The sequence below is a fragment of the Streptomyces sp. 549 genome, from assembly GCF_030124175.1.
GTDB lineage: Bacteria > Actinomycetota > Actinomycetes > Streptomycetales > Streptomycetaceae > Streptomyces.
Genome location: NZ_JASKMT010000001.1, coordinates 268,466 through 288,078, shown reverse-complemented (window position 1 = coordinate 288,078; position 19,613 = coordinate 268,466). Strand labels below are relative to the sequence as shown.

Annotated in this window: 20 protein-coding genes and 1 pseudogene; 9 read left to right on the top strand and 12 right to left on the bottom strand. The window is 74.2% G+C overall.

All coding sequences use genetic code 11. The annotated features are described in order from the left end of the window. Positions 1-46: 46 nt before the first annotated feature. Positions 47-1,519 (bottom strand): membrane-associated oxidoreductase, encoded by a 1,473-nt coding sequence (locus QNO07_RS01305; RefSeq protein WP_283989429.1) that lies wholly within the window; start codon positions 1,517-1,519, stop codon positions 47-49. A gap of 168 nt (positions 1,520-1,687) precedes the next feature. Here QNO07_RS01305 and QNO07_RS01300 point away from each other — a divergent pair, with 168 nt between their 5' ends. Continuing rightward, a complete protein-coding gene (locus QNO07_RS01300) occupies positions 1,688-2,665 on the top strand; it encodes a universal stress protein (protein ID WP_349636796.1) in 978 nt (325 codons plus the stop codon). 75 nt (positions 2,666-2,740) lie between these two features. Then, complete coding sequence (locus tag QNO07_RS01295; protein ID WP_283989428.1) at positions 2,741-3,352, top strand: hypothetical protein; 612 nt, start codon at positions 2,741-2,743, stop codon at positions 3,350-3,352. A 72-nt stretch (positions 3,353-3,424) separates the two neighbouring features. On the opposite strand, the gene QNO07_RS01290 is transcribed toward QNO07_RS01295, so the two are convergent. Together QNO07_RS01290 and QNO07_RS01285 are read right to left on the bottom strand one after the other, a co-directional pair. Continuing rightward, positions 3,425-3,862 carry a (2Fe-2S) ferredoxin domain-containing protein gene (locus QNO07_RS01290; RefSeq protein WP_283989427.1) on the bottom strand — a complete coding sequence of 146 codons (438 nt, stop codon included), beginning with the start codon at positions 3,860-3,862 and terminating at the stop codon, positions 3,425-3,427. An 81-nt stretch (positions 3,863-3,943) separates the two neighbouring features. Continuing rightward, complete coding sequence (locus QNO07_RS01285; RefSeq protein ID WP_283989426.1) at positions 3,944-4,810, bottom strand: Fpg/Nei family DNA glycosylase; 867 nt, start codon at positions 4,808-4,810, stop codon at positions 3,944-3,946. 267 nt (positions 4,811-5,077) lie between these two features. Between QNO07_RS01285 and QNO07_RS01280 the strand changes: the two genes are divergently transcribed. Continuing rightward, positions 5,078-8,272: an ATP-binding protein gene (locus tag QNO07_RS01280; protein ID WP_283989425.1), complete on the top strand. Its 3,195-nt coding sequence runs from the start codon at positions 5,078-5,080 to the stop codon at positions 8,270-8,272. 108 nt (positions 8,273-8,380) lie between these two features. On the opposite strand, the gene QNO07_RS01275 is transcribed toward QNO07_RS01280, so the two are convergent. From QNO07_RS01275 to QNO07_RS01265, 3 genes are read right to left on the bottom strand one after another with little or no spacing between them, the layout of a single operon-like run. Continuing rightward, positions 8,381-9,229, bottom strand: coding sequence for an ABC transporter permease (locus QNO07_RS01275; RefSeq protein ID WP_283989424.1), 849 nt, complete (start codon positions 9,227-9,229; stop codon positions 8,381-8,383). Beyond that, a complete protein-coding gene (locus QNO07_RS01270) occupies positions 9,226-10,251 on the bottom strand; it encodes an ATP-binding cassette domain-containing protein (RefSeq protein WP_283989423.1) in 1,026 nt (341 codons plus the stop codon). The genes QNO07_RS01275 and QNO07_RS01270 overlap by 4 nt, the downstream gene beginning before the upstream one ends. Before the next feature lie 14 nt (positions 10,252-10,265). Further along, the gene (locus QNO07_RS01265) at positions 10,266-10,856 is read right to left on the bottom strand and encodes an NADPH-dependent FMN reductase (protein ID WP_283989422.1); all 591 of its coding nucleotides are present in this window, start codon (positions 10,854-10,856) and stop codon (positions 10,266-10,268) included. A gap of 186 nt (positions 10,857-11,042) precedes the next feature. Between QNO07_RS01265 and QNO07_RS01260 the strand changes: the two are divergent. Beyond that, positions 11,043-11,353, top strand: a pseudogene (locus QNO07_RS01260) (hypothetical protein); the annotation flags it as partial. Between the two features lie 7 nt (positions 11,354-11,360). Here the strand turns inward: QNO07_RS01260 and QNO07_RS01255 are convergent. Next, positions 11,361-12,116: a hypothetical protein gene (locus QNO07_RS01255; protein ID WP_283989420.1), complete on the bottom strand. Its 756-nt coding sequence runs from the start codon at positions 12,114-12,116 to the stop codon at positions 11,361-11,363. Positions 12,117-12,559: 443 nt separating this feature from the next. Between QNO07_RS01255 and QNO07_RS01250 the strand changes: the two genes are divergently transcribed. The 3 genes from QNO07_RS01250 (at position 12,560) to QNO07_RS01240 (ending at position 14,503) form a co-directional block, all read left to right on the top strand. Continuing rightward, positions 12,560-13,294 (top strand): GNAT family N-acetyltransferase, encoded by a 735-nt coding sequence (locus tag QNO07_RS01250; protein WP_283989600.1) that lies wholly within the window; start codon positions 12,560-12,562, stop codon positions 13,292-13,294. Further along, positions 13,294-14,202, top strand: coding sequence for a lysophospholipid acyltransferase family protein (locus tag QNO07_RS01245; protein ID WP_283989419.1), 909 nt, complete (start codon positions 13,294-13,296; stop codon positions 14,200-14,202). The genes QNO07_RS01250 and QNO07_RS01245 overlap by 1 nt, the downstream gene beginning before the upstream one ends. Before the next feature lie 91 nt (positions 14,203-14,293). Then, positions 14,294-14,503 (top strand): hypothetical protein, encoded by a 210-nt coding sequence (locus tag QNO07_RS01240; RefSeq protein ID WP_283989418.1) that lies wholly within the window; start codon positions 14,294-14,296, stop codon positions 14,501-14,503. A gap of 55 nt (positions 14,504-14,558) precedes the next feature. Here QNO07_RS01240 and QNO07_RS01235 read toward each other — a convergent pair whose 3' ends face one another. Together QNO07_RS01235 and QNO07_RS01230 are read right to left on the bottom strand one after the other, a co-directional pair. Next, a complete protein-coding gene (locus QNO07_RS01235; protein ID WP_283989417.1) occupies positions 14,559-15,233 on the bottom strand; it encodes a YidC/Oxa1 family membrane protein insertase in 675 nt (224 codons plus the stop codon). Between the two features lie 133 nt (positions 15,234-15,366). After that, positions 15,367-15,681: a DUF6412 domain-containing protein gene (locus QNO07_RS01230; RefSeq protein ID WP_283989416.1), complete on the bottom strand. Its 315-nt coding sequence runs from the start codon at positions 15,679-15,681 to the stop codon at positions 15,367-15,369. A 113-nt stretch (positions 15,682-15,794) separates the two neighbouring features. Here QNO07_RS01230 and QNO07_RS01225 point away from each other — a divergent pair, with 113 nt between their 5' ends. Beyond that, on the top strand, positions 15,795-16,514 hold the full coding sequence (locus QNO07_RS01225; protein ID WP_283989414.1) for a DUF1707 SHOCT-like domain-containing protein: 720 nt from the start codon (positions 15,795-15,797) through the stop codon (positions 16,512-16,514). Positions 16,515-16,774: 260 nt separating this feature from the next. Continuing rightward, a complete protein-coding gene (locus QNO07_RS01220; RefSeq protein ID WP_283989413.1) occupies positions 16,775-17,821 on the top strand; it encodes a LacI family DNA-binding transcriptional regulator in 1,047 nt (348 codons plus the stop codon). Positions 17,822-17,844: 23 nt separating this feature from the next. Here QNO07_RS01220 and QNO07_RS01215 read toward each other — a convergent pair whose 3' ends face one another. From QNO07_RS01215 to QNO07_RS01205, 3 genes are read right to left on the bottom strand one after another with little or no spacing between them, the layout of a single operon-like run. Then, entirely contained in the window at positions 17,845-18,813 is a 969-nt protein-coding gene (locus QNO07_RS01215; protein ID WP_283989412.1) for an NAD(P)-dependent alcohol dehydrogenase, read from the bottom strand. Continuing rightward, the gene (locus tag QNO07_RS01210; RefSeq protein ID WP_283989599.1) at positions 18,810-19,136 is read right to left on the bottom strand and encodes a helix-turn-helix transcriptional regulator; all 327 of its coding nucleotides are present in this window, start codon (positions 19,134-19,136) and stop codon (positions 18,810-18,812) included. The genes QNO07_RS01215 and QNO07_RS01210 overlap by 4 nt, the downstream gene beginning before the upstream one ends. Beyond that, entirely contained in the window at positions 19,037-19,465 is a 429-nt protein-coding gene (locus QNO07_RS01205) for a hypothetical protein (RefSeq protein ID WP_283989411.1), read from the bottom strand. The genes QNO07_RS01210 and QNO07_RS01205 overlap by 100 nt, the downstream gene beginning before the upstream one ends. Between the last annotated feature and the right edge of the window lie 148 nt (positions 19,466-19,613).

Genomic DNA, 19,613 nt, shown 5'->3' with positions numbered 1-19,613 from the left:
ACCGATTCTCGCAGACGCGGGTGTCACACCGGCGGGCCGGGCGTGCTCAGTTGCGGCTCAGGGCGCGGGTGACGCCCGCGGCGACGGTGGTGGCCAGCACCCACCCGGTCACGATCAGCGCGTACGACAGGCCCTGCCGCCAGCCCTGCGAGGTGAAGGCGCCCTCCTGGCCGAATCCCACCACCGGCAGCAGCAGGTCGAGGGTGTAGAAGAAGGCGCTGAACGCGGGAGCCTCGTCGTCCTTCAGCGGACGGGGGCGTTCCGAGGCGAACGCCGCGGTGCCGACGGCCAGGAGCGCCGTCAACCAGCCCGCCGCCCGCAGCGGCTTGAAGCCGTACCCCACCGCCGCGTCCTGGATGTGGCCCCAGATGCGCGCGTACCAGGGCAGCGTGCCGCGGTGCCGGCGCTGCTTGGCCAACTGCACGGTGCGGGCGCCGTGGTCGTCGCCGATGCGGCGGTAGGCGGCGGTCAACTGCTCGTAAGCGAAGGGGACATAGCCGTCCCGGTCCCGTTCGAGCACCGGCAGGCGCTGCTCGGCCGGCTCGTGCGGGACCAGCGTCGTGTAGCTGAGCGCGTCGAACTGCACGGCCTCCGGCCACGTCTGCGGGGCGACGTGCAGCACCTCCACCACCGACCGCCGCAGGTTGACCAGCCCGACGACCGGTTCGGCCTCCCGCAGCCACAGCTCCCCGACGGTGCAGCTGCTCGCCCGCAGCGCCACGTCCCCGGGGTTGGCCAGCCGGGCGTGCGACAGGTTCAGCTGGCCCGGCACCCGGCAGCCGCGGATGTTGACCCGCCCGTCGACCCGTAGGTGCATCGCGTGGATGTCGGCGCCGACGGCCAGCCGCTCGGCCTGCAGCGCGGTGTCGCCCGGCGCCCGCAGCCGCGCCCGGTGGAGGAAGACCGACCCGGAGATCGACGCCCCCGACAGCCGCAGCTGGCCGTTCACGGTGAGCCGGTCGGCCCGCAGGTCGTGCGCTATCTCCATCTGGTTCAGCTGGAGCACCGGCTCGCGGTGCGGGGTGTCCGGCTCCGTGCCGATGGTCGCGCCGTCCACCATCAGTGCGCCGCTGACCTGCGCGCCGCCGAGTTTCACCATGCCGTGGATACGGCAGTCCGACAGCCGCAGCGTGCCGTCGACCCGGGCCGCGGCAGCGGTCAGCCCGGGCAGGTGGGAGCCGCGGAAGCTGAGCAGCCGCAGCCGGGTCGAGTACAGCTTCGGGGCGCGTTCGAAGTAGCAGTCGCGGAACCGGACGGCGACGTCCACGTCGCTGTACTTCAGTTCCAGCTGCCCGCTGACCCGCGCCCCCACCACGCCGAGTGAGGCGATCGCGCCGTCCGCGGCTGGAACACTCAGCAGCAGTGTGCGCAGGACCGTCGCGCGCAGGGTGCGCTCCGGGCCCCAGCCGGCGCCCTCCTCCGGCCGCTCACCGGGGGAGGAGCGGAAGTCCACCATGTCGCCGTGCGGGAAGGCCCGCCACACGCGGCGCTCGGCGGGAGTCAACTCGTCGGTCTCCACCGCGGTGACTCTGTCCGCCCAGGGGCGGCACGTCAAGATCACTATTCGGACAGCGGAGGCCGATCGTCAACGGGTACGGCCTGAGGGGCCGGACGGGCGCGGCGTGCCCCACCCGGCCCTCGCGCGGGTGGCCCCCGGACTGCACCCTGGAAGCAGCACCATCCGGCTGTGACGTCCGTGAGAGAGGACTGGTGGGACATGAACGCGCTTCCGGTGATCGCCGCAGTGGACGGGTCGGAGCACAGCCTGCGCGGCCTGCAATGGGCGATGGACGTGGCCCGTCAGCGCGGTGCGGAGGTGCTGGCGGTCCACGTCTGGCCCTGGCCGCCCAACACGCACGGGGTGCCGGAGCCCATGCCTGAACCCCCCGCCCCCGGCCAGGACCCGGTGCTGGACTGGATCAACGAGCAACTGGAGGGGCACCGCGACGAACCGCAGGTGCGCTTCACCACCGTCAGCGGCGTGCCCGCGGCCGTACTGCCCGAGATGGGAGTGCGCGGCCAGCTGATGGTGCTGGGCTCACGCGGCCGGGGCGGCTTCGCCAGCCTGCTGCTGGGCTCCAACGGCCGGGCCGCCGCCGCACACGCCGGCTGCCCTGTCGTGGTGGTGCCGCACCTGGAGCGCGGGCGAGGCGCACTGGAGGAGCCGTACGGCCGGGTCGTCCTCGGGCTCGACGTGGAGGAGACGGATGACGCGGTGGTCGACTTCGCCCTCCAGGAGGCCGCCCGCAGGCAGTCCCGCCTCCAGGTGATCACCACGCACCCGGTGCCGTTCACCACGCTGACCCTGCTGGGTGACGCCCCGGAGATCGCCGACCCGGACGGCCCGCAGATCACCCGGGAGACCGCCCGGCTGCAGCGGGACCGACTTCGAAGGTTCACCGAGGACCTGTACCCGCAGGTGCCGGTCGACTTCACGACCGTGCCAGGGGACGCGGCGGGGCGGCTGGTGGCCGCCTCGGAGTCCAGCGACCTGGTGGTGGTGGGCCGCCACCGCAGGAGGCGCCGCCCGACCAGCCTGGTCGTCGGCTCGGTCACCAACGCCGTCCTGCTTCACGCCCGCTGCCCCATCGCCGTGGTACCGCCCGGGGCGGCGGCCGGCCCGTCCGGCGGCGGGCGGGATGCGGCGTCGGAACCGCGCGTCTAGCGTGGGCGGTGACGGAGCGTGGCGGGTCCGTCGCCCGTCGGTCGGCGGTCGCGCTCCAGGAGTGGAGGCACGGCCGTGCGTCGAGTCGCTTCCCTGTCCGTGCCGGTGGTTCTCGCCGCGCTGCTGCTGCCCGGCGGCACCGCCCACGCGGCGGACGCCGACGCGCTGCCCCGGCGGGTCGCACCGGGCGACCGGCTGACCGTGGCCGTGCACTGCGAACCGCTGGACGGCCCGGCCCCCGCCAGCATCACCGCCGACTCCGCGGCGTTCCCCCGGGGCACCGCACGCCTCACGCGCGTCAGGGAGCACGACGGCAGCGACACCACCACCGGGCCCGGCTACCGGGGTACCGTCCGCATCGCCCGCGCCGACCGGCTGCTGCCGGGCGCCGCGCACAGCGCCCGGGACGCCGGCCGCAGCAGTGACGCCGACCGGCTGTACGACCCGTCCGCCGTGTGGGGCGTGGACGGCCACTGCCCCGGCGGCCAGCAGTGGACCGCCGCCTTCCGCCTGGACCTCGACGCCGTGCACGGCCCGGTGCGCCACGGCGGCCGGGAGGCCGCCCCCGGTGGGCTCACCGAGGAGGTGTACCCCGCCGCGGTGACCGGTGGGGCGGTGCTGCTGCTCGCCACCGCGGCCGGGGCCCTCTACCTGCGGCGTCGGGGCGGCGCGGTCCGGGCCGACTGACTTCCGCAGCCCGCCCGCCTCCGGCCGGCCCCTTGGCACGTCGTCGCCCGCCCCGGCCGGGAGCCCGCCCGCTCAGCGGCGCTTGCCGCGGCCCTTGCGCGCGGCGCGGGCCCGGGGGGCCGCCGGGGAGTCCCGGGGCGGGTCGACGAACTGCAGGGCCAGCGTCGCCGGGGGCTCGGCCAGGCCGGGGCCGCCGGCGTCGGCCCAGTCGATGATCTCCTCCGTGCAGTCGTCGCCCATCACCCAGCCGATCCACGCCGCCCGCCCACCGTGCCGGCGGCCCGCCGCCGACGGCCTGACCACCACGATGTTCGCCTGACCGCACGGACCGAGGCAGTCCGTCGTGCGCACCGCCACCCGGCCGCCCGAGGAGGCCGCCGCCGCCCGCAGCCGGTCGAGCTGCCAGACGTGGTCGGTGCGCGGGTGCTTGCGGGCGTCACCGCAGCAGCAGCCGCGGCAGACGACGATGGTGCAGGGCGAGCCGGCGGGCTGGATGATCGATGCGGTCACCCGGGCAGCCTAAGCGCTGCCCGTCCGTCCCCGGGAAGGCGGACCGGAGACGGCCGTAGCCGCGCGAAGATCCTGGCCGGGTCACTTCAGGAGGCGGGACATCCTGCGGTCGGCCAGCTGCCTGCCGCCGGTCTGGCAGCGCGGGCAGTACTGCAACGACGAGTCGTGGAAGCTGACCTCGCGAACCGTGTCCCCGCAGACCGGACACGGTTCGCCCGTCCTGCCGTGCACCCGCATCCCGGACCGCTTCTCCGCCTTCAGCCCGGCCGCCGGCAGTCCGGCCGAGCGCTCCACTGCGTCGAGCAGCGTGCCGCGCAGCGCCTCGTGCAGCACCTCCACCTCGTGCTCGGTCAGGTCGGCTGCCAGCCGGTAGGGGGACATCCGGGCCACGTGCAGGATCTCGTCCGAGTAGGCGTTGCCGATACCGGCGAGCACGCTCTGGTCGCGCAGCACCCCCTTGATGCGGTGCCGCCTGCCGCGCAGCAGCTCGGCGAGCGCGACGACGGTGAAGTCCTCCGCGAGCGGTTCGCGGCCGAGCCGGGCGATACCGGGCACCTCCAGGGGGTCGTGCACGCAGTACACGGCGAGGCGCTTCTGGGTGCCCGCCTCGGTCAGGTCGAAGCCGCCGCCCTCGGGCGGGGCCAGGCGCAGCCGCAGCGCCAGCGGACCGCGTCCCGGCCGTGGCGGGGCGGACGGCTCCCGGTCGGACCAGCGAAGCCACCCGGCCCGCGCCAGATGCACGGCCAGCCACGGCCCGTCCGTGCGCATCAGCAGGAACTTGCCGCGCCGGCCCACCTCGGTGACCGTCCGCCCCTCCAGCGCGCCGAGCGGCGGATCGTACGTCTTCAGCACGCTCACCGCGACCGGCAGCACACTCTCCACCCGCCGCCCGGTCAGGCGGTCGGCGAGGAACACGCGCAGCGCTTCCACTTCCGGCAACTCGGGCATGCCACCAGTGTGGCCCGGTCCTGCCCGGCCCGCAGTCCGGCCACCCGGACCGGGGCCGCCCGCGTCCGCCCGGGGCCGCCCGCGTCCGCCCGGGGCCGGACGGGCCGGGTCCGGCTCCGGGCGCGGCCCGTTGTCAGAGGGGCGCCGTAGTATGGCGCACCCGGACTGCACAGTCCGAGTGGGGTGCAAGCTGCCGCAACATCCCAGCTCAGGAGCAGTGCTGCCGGAAGCCGGCTTTGTCGACCACCCGAAAGACGACAGCACCACATGAGAGCTGAGCTGATCGGACGCGACCACCCCGCTGCCCTGCTGCGCGCCGACATCGCGCGTGCCGCGGACAGCCACGGCGGTCTGGTGCTGGTCACCGGCGAACCGGGGATCGGCAAGACCGCGCTCGCCACCGAGGCGGCGGACGACGCCCGGCGGCGCGGGGCGCTGGTGCTGAGCGGCTCCTGCTGGGACTCCGACAGCGCGCCCGGCTACTGGCCCTGGACGCAGGTCGTCCGCGGTCTGCGGCGCGGCGTGACACCCGAGGAGTGGGCGGCCGCCGAGTCCGCGTCCGGCAGCTCCCTGCCGGTGCTGCTCGGCGAGAGCGGCGGCACCGCCGAACCCGAGGCGTTCCGCCTGTTCGACGCGGTGACGGCGGCCCTCGTCTCGGTCTCGCACAGCCGCCCCGTCGTGGTCGTGCTCGACGACCTGCACTGGGCCGACCCGGCCTCGGTGCGGCTGCTCGAATTCGCCGCCCAGCACACCTGGTTCGAGCGGCTGCTGCTCATCGGCACCTGCCGGGACGCGGAGGTGGAAGCGGACGGGCATCCGCTGCGCCCGCTCATGGCGTCGCTGGTCGCCAAGGCGACGACACTCACGCTGACCGGCCTCGACGAGGAGGGCGTCGGCACGCTGATGGCCCGCACGGTCGGCACCCGCCCCGCCGACGCCCTCGTGGCGGAGGTCCACCGCCGCACCGGCGGCAACCCGTTCTTCGTCGAGCAGACGGCCCGGTTGTGGCACAGCGGCGGCCCGCTCGACGCCGTCGCGCCCGGAGTGCGGGACGCGCTGGAACGCCGGCTGTCGCAGCTGCCCCAGCCGGTGCTGGGTCTGCTGTCGGCAGCGGCAGCGCTCGGCCAGGAGTTCCACCGCCGGCTGCTCGCCGCCACGGCGGCGCTTCCGGTGGCCGAGGCCGACCGGCTGATCGAGCTCGGGCTCACCGCCCGGCTACTCGTCTCCCGCGGCGGCGGCCGCTTCGCCTTCGTCCACGACCTGGTCCGCGAGACGCTCTACGGCCAACTCGGCGAGCAGTCCCGCCACATGCACGCCGCCGTGGTGCACGCGGCGGACCGGGACGCCTCGCTCGCCGACCAGACCATCGCCGCCGACCTCGCCCGGCACGCTTACCTGGCGGGCGCCGAAATCCCCGCAGAACGGGCCTCCGTGCTGCTGGAGGCCGCCGCGGAGGAGGCCAGTGCCCGGATGGCGTTCGAGGAGGCCGCCGTGCACTACCGGCGGGCGATCGAGCGCTGCCGGGACAGCGTGGGCCGCCAGGGCGGCCCAGACCGCGCGGACACCGTCCGCAGGGACGTCCTGCTCACCCTGGAACTCGCCCACACGCTGCGGCACAGCGGCATCGACCCGGAGGAGAGCCGCGAGCTGCACGCCCGAGCCGCCGCCGTCGCCCGTGCGGAAGGCGATCCCGAACTACTGGCCCGGACCGCACTCGGCGTGCTGGGCGCCCTCGACGACGAACCGGACCCGCTGGCCGAGGAGTTGGTCCGCGAGGCGCACCGGGCACTGGTCGGGGAGAAGGAAGGCACGGGTCAGGAGGGCAAGAGCCTCACCCGGCTGGCCCAGGAACTCACCCTGCGCACCATGGTGGTCGCCCGCCGGGAGGAGGACGACGAGGCGCTCGGCTTCAGCCTGCTGACCCGGCACAACTCCATCTGGGGCCCCGGCACGGCCGAGGAACGGGTCGCACTCACCGAGGAGATGGTCACCGTGGGCCGCCGCAGCGGCGACCGGGGGATGGAGTACTTCGCCACCTCGCTGCGGTGGGTCGCGCTGCTGGAGCGCGGCGACCCGCGCTACCTCGACGCCTTCCACGCCTTCGTCACGTTGGCCCGGCGGTCCGCGCAGCCGCGCTTCCACCTCTACGCGGCTGTGGACCAGAGCATCATCAGTGCGCTGCGCGGCCGTTTCACGGAGGCGGAGCACTGCCTCGAACAGGCAGCCGGGGAGGCCGCCGAGGACCACCCCGGCTACCGGTTCCTGCGCCTCCAGCTGTGGTGGTCGCTCCGCCTGCTCCAGGGCCGGTTCGACGAGGCCGACGAGCTGCTCGCAGCCATCAGGGAGGGGGATCACCCCCAGCCGGACCTGCTGGCCGGCATCACCGCGCTGCAACGCGGCGACCACACCACCGGGGTCCGGCTGCTCGCCGCCCGGCTGGAGCGTGACGAGCCCTGTCCCAGAGCCTTCGAGCCGCTGTGGCTCAGGTTCCAGGCGCAGGCGGCGGCGGCCTCGCGGGACCCCCACCTGTGCGAACAGGCCAGGTCCGCGCTCGCGCCCTACGTCGGCGAGTGGGCGGTGTCGGTGTTCGGATGCGACGTCGCCGGCCCGATGAGCCTCTGGGCGGGGTTGCTCGACGCCGCGCAGGAACGCTGGGACGACGCCGCCGCGGCGCTCACCGCCGCCCGGGAGTCGGCAGACCAGCTCCAGGCCCCCACCTGGTCGCTGGAGGCGCGCTCCCACCTCGCCGGAGTGCTGTCGCGCCGCGCGGCCCCCGGTGACGCGGTGGAGGTGGAACGGCTGCTGGCGGAGTGCGGGACGGAGGCCGAGTCACTCGGCATGCGGCACATCACCGACCGGGTACGCCGGCTCCGGGAGGAGCGCGAGGCGATGGGCGAACGGCGGGCCGCCGCACCCGACGGCGAGTTCCGTCGCGAAGGGGCGGTGTGGACGCTCTCCTTCCAGGGCCGCACGGTCCGTGTGCCCGACGCCAAGGGGCTGAGGGACCTGCACATCCTGCTGGCGAGTCCCGGAGCGCACCTGGCCGCGGTCCGGCTGCTCGAACCCGCCGGTGGTGAGGTGGTGGTCGCGGCCCGCGGCCTCGGCGGGGACGCCGTGCTCGACGAGGAGGCCAAGCAGCGCTACCGGCGGCGGCTGAGCCACCTCGATGAGGAGATCGACCAGGCACTGGACCGCGGCGACGACCGGCGTGCCGCGGAGCTCGACGCCGAACGCCAGGCGCTCCTGGAGGAGTTGCGCGCCGCCGCCGGACTCGGCGGTCGGACCAGGCGGCTCGGTGACGAGTCCGAACGGGCACGCAAGGCCGTCACCGCCCGCATCCGCGACACCCTGCGCAAGCTGGACTCCCGCCACGCCGAGCTGGCGGGGCACCTGCGGGAGGCCGTCTCCACCGGCACCACCTGCTGCTACCAGCCGCAGACCCCCGTCACCTGGCGGCTGTGAGAACGGCCGGGTGTTGCGGCGTCCGGTCTCGGGGGCGGACGCCCTGACGCAGGCGCGCGGATGCCCGCACCCCCGGCGGGGGTGCGGGCATCCGCGGGTCGGCGATTCCTACTTGCGGTTGTACAGCCGCATGGTCACGGTGCCGAAGACCACGAGCAGCACCCCGCTCCAGCCCAGCGACCAGGCGATGTCCGTCGCCGGCCACTGACCCTCCATCAGCCCGCGCACCGACGAGGCGAGGTGGGTGATGGGGCTGTTGTTGACGAACGCCTGCAACCAGCCCGGCATGGTGCTCGGGTCGACGAAGATGTTGCTCAGGAACATCAGGGGGAACAGCACCATCATGCTGACGCTCATGACGGACTTCTCGCTGCGCAGCAGCAGCCCGAACATCGTCCACACCCAGGAGAAGCAGAACGAGAAGACCAGCAGCAGCGCCACCCCCGCGAGCACTCCAAGCACGCCTCCGCCGGGGCGGAAGCCCAGCACGAGCCCGATGGCCAGCATCACCGCCGAGGCGAGGATGTAGCGCAACATGTCGCCCAGCAGGTAGCCGACCATGGGGGAGGGCCGCCAGATCGGCAGCGTGCGGAAGCGGTCGAACACCCCCTTCTCGATGTCGGTGTTGACCGAGACGCCGGTGTACATGGTGATCATGACGACGCTCATCACCAGGATGCCCGGCAGCAGGAACTGCAGGTAGTCCGTGGTGGAACCGGCCAGCGCACCTCCGAAGAGGTACGTGTACATCAGCACCATCATGATCGGGAAAGCGGTCACGTCGAAGAGCTGCTCGGGCACGTGCTTGATCTTCAGCATGGCCCGCCAGCCGAACGTCAACGACGCCGACCACGGGGTGGGCCTGGGCGGTCGCACACCGGTGGCGAGCACCGCACTCAGGCTCTCCGCGGTGACCGGCGCCAGGTCCTCGGACCGGTTCTCCGTCGCGGTACTCATGCCACTGCCTCCTTCTGCTCCGGGGTGCTGCTCTGCTCGGGGGTGGCCGGCCGGTCCGTGAGGGCGAGGAAGACTTCGTCCAGACTCGGCTGGCCCAGTGAGAAGTTGTCCACGGTGATGCGGGCGCCGGCCAGTTCGGACAGTGCGCGGGCGGCCTGCTCGGCGGCCCCCTGGCCGTTGCCCGCGCCCACCCGTGCGGTGAGCGCCACCGGGTCGGCATCGAGCTGCACCTCGGCGTCCAGGACCCGCATCAGCACCTGCCTGGCCTCCTCGCGCTGCTCGGCGTCACGCAGCCGAAGGTGCACCGAGCCGGCGCCCACGGACGCCTTCAGCTCCCCCTTGGTGCCCTCGGCGATGACCTGGCCGCGGTCGATGACCGCGATCCGCGCGGCGAGCTGGTCGGCCTCGTCGAGGTACTGGGTGGTGAGCAGCACCGTGGTGCCCTGCGCAACGATGGCCCGCACGATGTCCCACACCTGGTTGCGGCTGCGCGGGTCGAGTCCGGTGGTCGGCTCGTCGAGGAACAGCAGGTCCGGGGTGTTGAGAATGCTGGCCGCGATGTCGACGCGCCGCCGCATGCCGCCGGAGTAGTTCTTGACCTGGCGGTCGGCGGCGTCGGTCAGGCCGAACGCCTCCAGCAGCTGCGCGGACCGCTCCCGCGCGGCGGGCTTGCGGTGCCCCAGCAGCCTGCCGAGCAGCACCAGGTTCTCCGCGCCGGTCAGGTCCTCGTCCACGGAGGCGTACTGGCCGGTGAGGCTGACCCGGCCGCGGACCGCGTCCGCCTCGCGCAGCACGTCGTGGCCGAACACCCGGGCCTCGCCGCCGTCGGGTTTGAGCAGCGTCGCCAGCATCTTCACCGCGGTCGTCTTGCCAGCCCCGTTGGGGCCGAGCACGCCGTAGACGGTGCCGGTCGGCACCGTCAGGTCGATGCCGTCCACCGCCCGGGTCTCGCCGAACACCTTGACGAGCCCCGATGTCTCGATCGCCGGGCCGGAGTACCGGTCCCTGCGCTGGTCTTCCATGAGATGAGCCCTCTCTATGCGACGTACGGGCGGACCGCGCGGGCCTCACGCAGTGCCAGGCCCCACCAGGTGAGCTGGTCGAGCATGCAGTCCACCGCCGGCCCGTCGTCGTCGCTCGTCGTATCCATGATGTTCACGTTCACGCTGTTCCGCAGCGTTACGGTGTGAAGCTCGGTGAACACGGTGCGCAACTGCTCCACCGCGTACCGGCCTTCGGAGCGGTGGCCGTAGGAGACGAAGCACACCGGTTTGGCGTGCCACTCGTCGTACGCGTAGTCGATGGCCTGCTTCAGCGAGGCCGGATAGCCCCGGTTGTACTCGGGCGTGACCACCACGAACGCCTCGGCCCGCGCCACCCGGCTGGTGAACTCGGCCATCGGTCCGGTCGCCTCCCGGGGGTAGTGCCCGGGGAAGTCGAAGCAGGCCAGGTCCACCACGTCCAGGTCGACGCCGTCGTGCCGGGCCGCCCGCTCGACGAACCAGCCGCCGACGCGGTCGCCCCGGCGGCCCTGCCGGGTGCTGCCGATGATCACGGCAGTCCGGATCGGCGCGGTGCCGTTGCCGTCCGCGGACACCGGACGCGCCCGCGTCTGCGGTGCGGTCATCGCTACCTCCCGGCCTGCCCGGCGGCCTGAGCGCCGCCTCACCCCACAGGCGCCAGACGGCGTCCGCGGTCCGCCAGACCGGATCTGGCATCCGCGCGGCGACGCTCTCAGCCCGCGGAGACCGGGCGCCGCACACCTCTTGACGGCGGTGGTCGAGCGGGCGGCACCGTGCAGGCGCTCCATCGGTGGGGCCGCTCGGCCGACGGCCGCGAGTGGACCTTCGCGCAGGAACCGCTGGTCCGCCCGCGGCAGGTCGGTGTCGTCAACCTCAGCGGCCCGCACTGCTGTACCGCACGGCAGCACCTACGTCGTCCACCACACCGACAGGGGCAGCGGCGGCAACATCCTCATCACCGAGTTTCGGCACCGACCGGGGCGTGGAGTACACGGTCTACGAGGCGGGGGAGCGGCTCACCGGCCCCATCGCCCTCGCCCCGTCCCGCACCCTCGTGGGCTGCCGGCGCACGGGTGATCACCAGCGGGACGCGGAACGGTGAAGGGGCCCTATCCGGCGCGGTACTTGGCGAACTGGTGCAGGGTCGCCTGGGCGAACGCCACCCGGCGGTCGAGGCGTTCGTCGTGCCACAGGTACTGCACCCGCAGATACCGGAAGTCCAGAGCCGCCCGCCGCTCCCCGCGCCGCCGCCACACCGTGCGGCGCGGGCAGCCCCAGACGATCAACTCCGTGGTGTCGCCCAGCGTGACCAGGGTGATGAGTAGCGACACCACGAAGAACACACACCACAGCGGCAGCAGCAGCACGAAGCCCAACCAGCCCGGCAGCGTGCCCTTGTGCCCGGTCAGAGGGGCGCTGCCGTCGGCCGGGTCGATCCGCCAGTACGCTCGGCGGGTCAGCGCCGACCGGCCTCGGCTGATGTGGCACAGCGGCCTCTCCTCGCCGTCCACCACGGTGAACCGCCGGGGCTCACCGCCCGCAGGCGCGGGCTCCGGCCGGACCGCGCACCACACCTCGTCCAACGCGGCTGGGTCGTGCAGCACCAGCACCGGGTGGTCCTCGTGCTCGGTGCCCAGGGTCTCGGTGCGCTGCTCGACCTCGGCAACGGTGGTTTGCGGGGCCGCCGCCGTCCAGCGGGCCGGCCCCAGCGGGGCGTCCGCCTTGACCAGCGACACCCGGGTCAGCGCGGCCTCCGCGCGGTGCTCGCCGTCGGGAAGCAGGATGAAGCACTCGCCCTCCGGCCACAGCCCCGCGTGCGAGCCCGACGTTCCGCTCACCTCGACGGTGAAGTCCGTGCGCGCCATCTGCCTCTCCCCGTCCGCCGTGACCGATCCCGCCGCAGATTGTGCCAAGTCACCGCCGCGCTGGGCAGAGCGCGTCCCCCCGACCGGTCCGTCCGGCGGACCGGCACGGGGCGGACCACCGCGGGCCGTACCGCGCACACCGCCGTGGACGGCCCACCCGCCCGGCCCGGCCCGGCGAAGCCGGGCGCGGCGCCTGCTGCGGCGCCCCTGCGGCACCTGTTAAGGCATCGCACATCCGGCCTCCCCTCCGCGGTCACGTCACGTCCAGCGGGCCCGGACAAGAAAGGGGTGCAGGCCCCCGGCCACCGCCGGGACCCAGCTCCAGCCGCGAACAGGAGAACACCGTGACGACGCCCCTGGCACCCGCACCCACCCCCGTTCCCGCCCCGGCCCCCGCCCCTGTCTCCGCCCTCGTCTCCGCGCCGCCCGCTGCCCGCCCGAGCGTGCCCGCCGCCCGCTACACCGTCTCCCTCGCCCGCAGCGAGAGCGAGGTCCGCGCCGCCCAGCGGCTGCGCCACGACGTGTTCGCCGGTGAACTCGGCGCCCTGCTCACCGGGCCCGAGCCCGGCCTGGACACCGACGCCTTCGACGCCTACTGCGACCACCTGCTGGTTCGGGAGAGCAGCACCGGCCAGGTCGTCGGCACCTACCGGCTGCTGCCGCCCGAGCGGGCCCGAGTCGCCGGACGCCTCTACGCGGAGACCGAGTTCGACCTGACGGCACACCGCGACCTGCACCCCGACCTGGTCGAGCTGGGGCGCTCCTGCGTCCACCCCGACCACCGCGACGGCGCCGTCATCGCCCTGATGTGGGCGGGCATCGCCCGCTACCTCACCCGCACCGGCCACAACTGGCTGGCCGGCTGCTGCTCGGTGCCGCTCGCCGACGGCGGGCTCCTCGCCCAGGGCGTGCGTGCCCGGGTCGCCGAACGCCACCTCGCCCCCGCGCACCTGCGCGTCACCCCGCGCACCCCTTGGCAGTCCGCGCAGCCGGCCGCCGACGGGCCGCGCACCGAACTGCCGCCGCTGCTGCGCGGATACCTGCGGCTGGGCGCCAAGGTGTGCGGTGAGCCCGCCCACGACCCCGAGTTCGGCGTTGCCGACTTCTACGTCCTGCTCTCGCTCAGGGACATCCACGCCCGGTACCTGCGCCACTTCCTCTCCCTCGTGCCCGCCTGATGACCGGCCGCCCGCCCTGGCTGCCCGCGGCGCCCTGCACCACCGAGCGCTGCCTGCCCGCCGAAGTACCCACCGTGGGGGCCTGCCGGCAGGCGCTCCGGCTCGTCGCGGCCCTGGCCGTGCTGCTCTGCGGCGTGCTCGCCGTCCCCTTCGTCCGGCGCCTGCCGTCCATCCGACGGGAACACCTGGTGCGGCGCTGGGTCCTCACGTTGACGACGGCCCTGGGGGTGCGGGTCCACCTGACCGGCAGTGCGGCACCCGGGCCGGTGCTGGTCGTCGCCAACCACATCTCCTGGCTGGACGTGCCGCTGCTCGCCGCCGTCAAACCGGGCCGAACCCTGGCCAAGGCCGAGGTGTCCCGCTACCCGGTGCTCGGCTCGCTGGCGCGCCTCGGCGGCACCCTGTTCATCGACCGTGAGCGCCTGCGCGCCCTGCCGCACACCGTGTCCGAACTGTCCGCGGCGCTGCGGGACGGCTCCACGGTGGTCGCCTTTCCCGAGGCGGGCACCTGGTGCGGACGCGGACTGGGCCGGTTCCGCCCGGCCGTGTTCCAGGCGGCGCTGGACGCCGGGACGGCCGTGCAGCCGGTCCGCATCCGCTACCGACTGCTCTCGACGGCCCCCACCACGGTCTCCGCCGTGCTGTGCGGCCCGCCCCTCCCCACCACCGTCGCCGCGTTCGTCGGCGAGGACACGCTCGCGGCCTCCGTGCGGCGTGTGGTGTCCGCGCGCGGACTCGTCGCCGAGGTGAGCGTGCTGCCCGCCCTGCCGAGCGGCAGCCACCCCGACCGGCGGGCGCTGGCCGGGGCGGTGCAGGGCGCCGTGACCTGGCCCGGCGCGGAGGTCGGGCCGCCGCACCGGGCCGAAGGGCGACGGATTACGCTCCAGAGCCATGACGGCACTCGGTGAGGAACCAACGACATCCCCGCGCCAACCGGGCCGGCGGTCGGCGCTGACGCCACGTCAGGCACGGCTCGTCCGTGCGGTCGCCGCTGCGGTCGTGACGGCCGCGGTCGCGGTGGTGATGGTGGTGCGCCTCGCCCTGGAACCCTCCCTGCTGACCGTCGGTCTCTACGGTGTGGCGCTGGTGCTCTCCGGAACGGCGCTGGTGCTGAGCCGGCGCGGCCGCACCCGGCTGGCCACCGCGGTGCTGGCCTGCGGGATCGGTGTGGTCGCGCTCGCCGAGCCGCTGCTGCGCGCCGGCACCTGAGCAACCGGACCGGGCCCCTGCCGCCGGCCCCGAGGGCCCGCCGCGCCGCGCGCCGTCACAGCAGCAGCGCCCGTTCGGCCGTGGTCCAGGCGGTGCTGGTGGCCAGGTAGAGACCGGCGGCCAGCGGTACCACGGCGGCCGTCACCATGGTCCCGTACGACAGCAGCGGCAGCAGCCGCAGCACACCCTGCGGCTGCGTGCCCGTCAGCCGCGCCCGGCGCCGGGCCTGGAGGAACGACCAGGTGCCGACGGCGGCGAGCACGGCGAACAGGGCCAGATGGACGAGGCCCGCCGGGCCCAGCAGGCCCCCGTCGGCGAGAGCCGCCGCGAAGCCGTCCCCGAGCGGCGCGCCGAGCAGCGTGTGGTCCAGCAGCTCCGATCCGTCGCGGGTGAACAGCTGGTAGAGCACCAGGAACACCGGGAGTTGCAGCAGCGTCGGCAGGCACCCCGCCAGTGGTGAGGAGCCGGACTCGGCGTAGAGCGCGGCCGTCGCGCGCTGTATGCGCTGCGGATCGCCGCGGTGCCGGTCGTGGATCTTCGCCAGCTGGGGTGCCAGCGCTGCCCGGGCGCGTTCGCCGCGGGCCGCCGCCCGGGCCAGGGGATGCAGCAGCAGCCGCACCGCGAGGGTCATGGCGACCACGGCGGCAGCCGTCGCCGAGCCGCCGAACAGCGGCCTCAGCAGGTCGGAGAGGTGCGTCAGCAGCGCACTCAGGGAATCAAGAACGGACATGGTCGGTCCTCCGCACAACGCGTGTCCAGCCGGAAGGGTGGGTTCCGGGGGTCGGGAGCGGTGCGGCGAGTCGCGCGGGTGCGCGGACCGGCCGGGCGGCGAGCGGATCGCTCGCCGGAGCGGGCCGGTGCGGTTACGCGACCGCCGGGAGGCGGAGTCCGGGAGCACGCGGGCGGGGACGGCCCGCCGCGTCCGGGTCGCGCTGGGGGAGGAAGGCACAGCGGACCGCGCGGTCCCGCAGCGTGGTCCGTACCCGGGCCGGGACGTTCGCAGCCGCCCGGTGCCCGGCGAGTGCCGCGCACAGCAGCGGCAGGGCCGCCAGTGCCGCGGCGGCCAGCGCGACGGCTCCGGCCAGGCCCACCGGGCCGACGAGCACGTCGGTGAGCAGGAGGAGCAGCACGAGAATGTGCGCGGTGAGGGCGGCGAGCCTGCGTGCCGGTGCGGACACGGCTGCCTCCCCCCTGTGCGGTCCGGTCCCGTGGCCGGGCTGTGCGACGAGGCTAGCGCATGCCGCGCGACACGGGGTTCGCAGCGAAGGGGCGCGCTGCGTAGTCTTCCCGCATGACGAGTGAGCTGCCCGAGATGCGGGCCTCGGACGCCGAACGTGATCAGGTGGCGGAGGCGTTGCGGGAGGCCTTCGCCGAAGGGCGCCTCAACACCGCTGAATTCGAGGAGCGCCTGGAGGCGGTCTACGGCGCGCGGACCCGCGGCGAGTTGACGCCGCTGGTGCGGGACCTGCCCCCGTCCGGCACGGTTCCGGCCGGCCCGGCCGCCCCCGCCGAGCGGTCGCCGGTACGGAGCGGCACCGCCGCCTGGGCGGACCGATTCGGTGGCACGGCTTCCTCCAGGGGCGGGGTGGCCGTCATGAGCGGCTTCGTCCGCAAGGGGCGCTGGACGGCGCCCCGGGCCTTCACCTGCCTGGCCTTCTGGGGCGGCGCGTCGATCGACCTGCGGCAGGCCCGCTTCGAGGACCGGGAGATCGTCATCCGTGCGACCGCCGTCATGGGCGGGGTGGAGGTCCTCGTGCCGGAGGACGCCGAGGTCGTCGTGGAGGGCATCGGGATCATGGGCGGCTTCGACCAGTCGGCGACCGGCGACGGCGTTCCCGGGGCGGTGCGTGTCCGGGTGACCGGCTTCGCCTTCTGGGGCGGGGTGAGCGTCGAACGCAAGCCGCTCGGCGGCTCGGGGAAGCGCGGGCGAGAGGACGGGCCCGGCAACCTGCCGGGCCGCAGCGGCCACGGTCGGCTGCACGGTGACGGGGGCCGCGGGGAACTGGGCTGAGCCGGTTCCGGGCCGGGCGCGGGCAGCGGTTCCGTGGCGCGGGCAGCGGTTCCACGGCGCGCCCGGCCGGGGCGGCTGCCGGTACGGCCGTCCTTCCGGAAGAATGGCGAGAAGTTCCGGTCCTGGGGGAGACTCGTCCGGTCCGGGAGCGCTTCCCGTGCCGGGACCCGCCAGCCACCTGTGTGGTTGACGCGGACGGCCGGCGGGGGAGCGGGCAGGGCCGGACAGCGGTCGAGGCACACGGAAAGAGGCAGCAGCGCATGGCAGACGGCGGGACGGGCGGCACGGTCGAGCAGGCAGCCGAGCAGCGGGTCACCATCGCGGCGATCGCCCAGGAGGCCGGGGTCTCGGTGCCCACGGTCTCGCGTGTGGTGAACAACCGGACCGACGTCGCGCCGGCGACGCGCGCCCGGGTCGAGGAACTGCTGCAGCGGCACGGCTACCGGCGCCGCTCACCGGCCACCGCCGACCGGGCGGCGCTGATCGACCTGGTGTTCAACGACCTCGACAGCCCGTGGGCGGTGGAGATCATCCGCGGGGTGGAGGAGACCACGCACAACGCCGGCTGCGGCACGGTCGTCTCGGCCATCCACGACCGGGAGGGCTCGGCCCGCACCTGGATGCGGAACCTGCGGGCCAGGGCGTCCGGCGGGGTGATCCTGGTGACGTCGGTGCTGGAACCCGTGCTGCACGAGGAACTGCACCGCCTGGGCGTACCGCTGGTCGTGGTGGACCCGGCCGGGGCGCCGCTGCTGGCCGCGCCCACGGTGGGCGCGACCAACTGGGCCGGCGGCATGGCGGCCACCGAGCACCTGCTGCGACTGGGCCACCGGCGTATCGGGTTCGTCGCCGGTCCGGCCCGGCTGCTGTGCAGCCGGGCCCGGCTGGACGGCTACCGGGCCGCACTGGAGGCGGCCGGCACGGCGGTGGACGACCGGCTGGTGGTGGACGGCGACTTCTACCACGAGTCCGGGTTCGTCGGCTGCGGACGCCTGATGGACCTCGACGAGCCGCCCACCGCGATCTTCGCCTCCAGCGACCAGATGGCGCTGGGCGCCATCGAGGCGCTGCGGCGGCGCGGCATGCGGGTTCCGGAGGACGTGAGCATCGTCGGATTCGACGACCTGCCCGAGGTGCGCTGGTCGGCGCCGCCGCTCACCACGGTCCGGCAACCTCTGGTGGAGATGGGCAAGGTGGCGGCGCGCACGGTGCTGCGGCTGGCCGGGGGCGAGGAGATCGACTCGCCGCGGGTCGAACTCGCCACCGAACTGGTCGTTCGGTCCAGCACCGCGCCGCCCCGCCGCTGAGGGCGGGGGCGGTGGCAGGGGCCCTACACGGTCAGCACCACCTTGCCGCGGGCCCGGCCCCGCGCCACCTGGCGGACGGCGTCCGCCGCGTCGTCGAGCGCGTAGGTCCGCTCGATGACCGGGCGCAGGCTGCCGGCCTCGACGAGCGCGCTGAGGGCTTCCAGGTCGGCGCTGTTCTCGGAGGAGACGAGCGGGCACAGCCGCTGCCCGACAAGCGGGTTCAGCAGCAGCGCCCTGAGCTGCCGGTCCAGGCCGCCCAGCCACCGCCCGCCGCCCTCGGCCCCGACGATGACCAGCGTGCCCCTCGGGGTGAGGACGCGGCGCAGCCGACCCAGCGGGAGCGCGCTCGCGGTGTCCACGATCGTGTCGTGGCGACGGCCGGAGGCCGTGAAGTCCTCGCGGGTGCGGTCGACGACGTGGTCCGCGCCCAGCGAGGCGACGAGGTCCGTCGCGTCGGTGCTGCACACGCCGGTGACCTCCGCGCCGAGCGCCTTGGCGATCTGCACCGCGTAGCTGCCGACGCCGCCCGCCGCACCGACGACCAGCACCCGACGGCCGTCGCACGCCCCTCCCTTGTCACGTACGCCCTGCAGGGCGGTGAGGCCGGAGATCGCCAGCGCCGCGGCCTGCGCGGGTGTCAACGACGGTGGTCTGATGGCGAGTTTGCCCTGTTCGGCGCACGCGTACTCGGCGAAGGTGCCCTTGCCGATGCCGAACACCTCGTCGCCCGGCCGGAACCGGGTGACGCCCGCGCCGACCGCCTCGACGCGCCCGGCGACGTCCATACCGGGGCGGGTGCGGGGCCGGCGCAGTCCGTAGCCGGCCAGGCGCAGCGGATAGGGCAGGCCGGTCATCAGGTGCACCACGCCGGGGTCGACACCCGCGGCGGCGACCCGAAGCAGCACCTCGCCGTCCCCGGGCTCGGGCCGCTCCACCTCGCACAACCGTAGGACGTCGGCGGTTCCGTAACTGTCCTGCACGATGGCTCTCATCGGGCGTCTTCCTCGCTGTCGGGGTAGTGGAACACGTCGGTGAGCGGCACGCCGAACACGCCGGCGATCTGGAAGGCCATCTCCAGTGAGGGCGAGTAGCGGCCCCGCTCGACGGCGATCACGGTCTGCCGGGTCACGCCGACCCGTTCGGCCAGCTCGGCCTGGGTCATGCCGCCGTGGGTGAAGCGGAGGGCCTTGATGGAGTTGGTGACGCGGGTCGGTTTCAGCACGTCGGGGAGCCCTGGCGGTAGGCGGCGACCTTCGCGGTCGCGCCGGTGACCGCGGAGAGCACGAAGGCGAGGAAGAGAGCGTTGGCGATCCAGAAGTGCGCCACCTCGGCCATCGCCAGGACCAGCCCGGCGATCCCGCCGACCACGAGCATCGACTGCCCGGTGTACTCGCCGAACCGGTGGATCTCCCGGTCGCGTTCGTCCGGCCGCTCGGTCCGGGCGGGTGAGTCCACACCGAGCACCACGTTCAGCACGATCGCCGCGGCGACCGACGCGCCGATCGTCCACAGCAGCGCCGCCGCGTAGGACGCCTCGGCCAGTGGGCCACCCGCCGCCCCGCCCAGGACCACCGCGAGGTACGCCGCGTAGGCGGCGACCGTCACCGCGAGCATGATCCACGCCCGCTTCTCCTCAGCTGCCATCACATCTCCCATGTAAAACAAACTTGACACTCGGAAAGTAAAGCAGAGCAGACACGATGTCAAGGTTTCTTTACATCACCCGGAGTGGGGCCGTAATGGGCCGGGTGGCGGGGGCCGCTTTTTGTCAGAGCCGTTGACACGTCCGCCT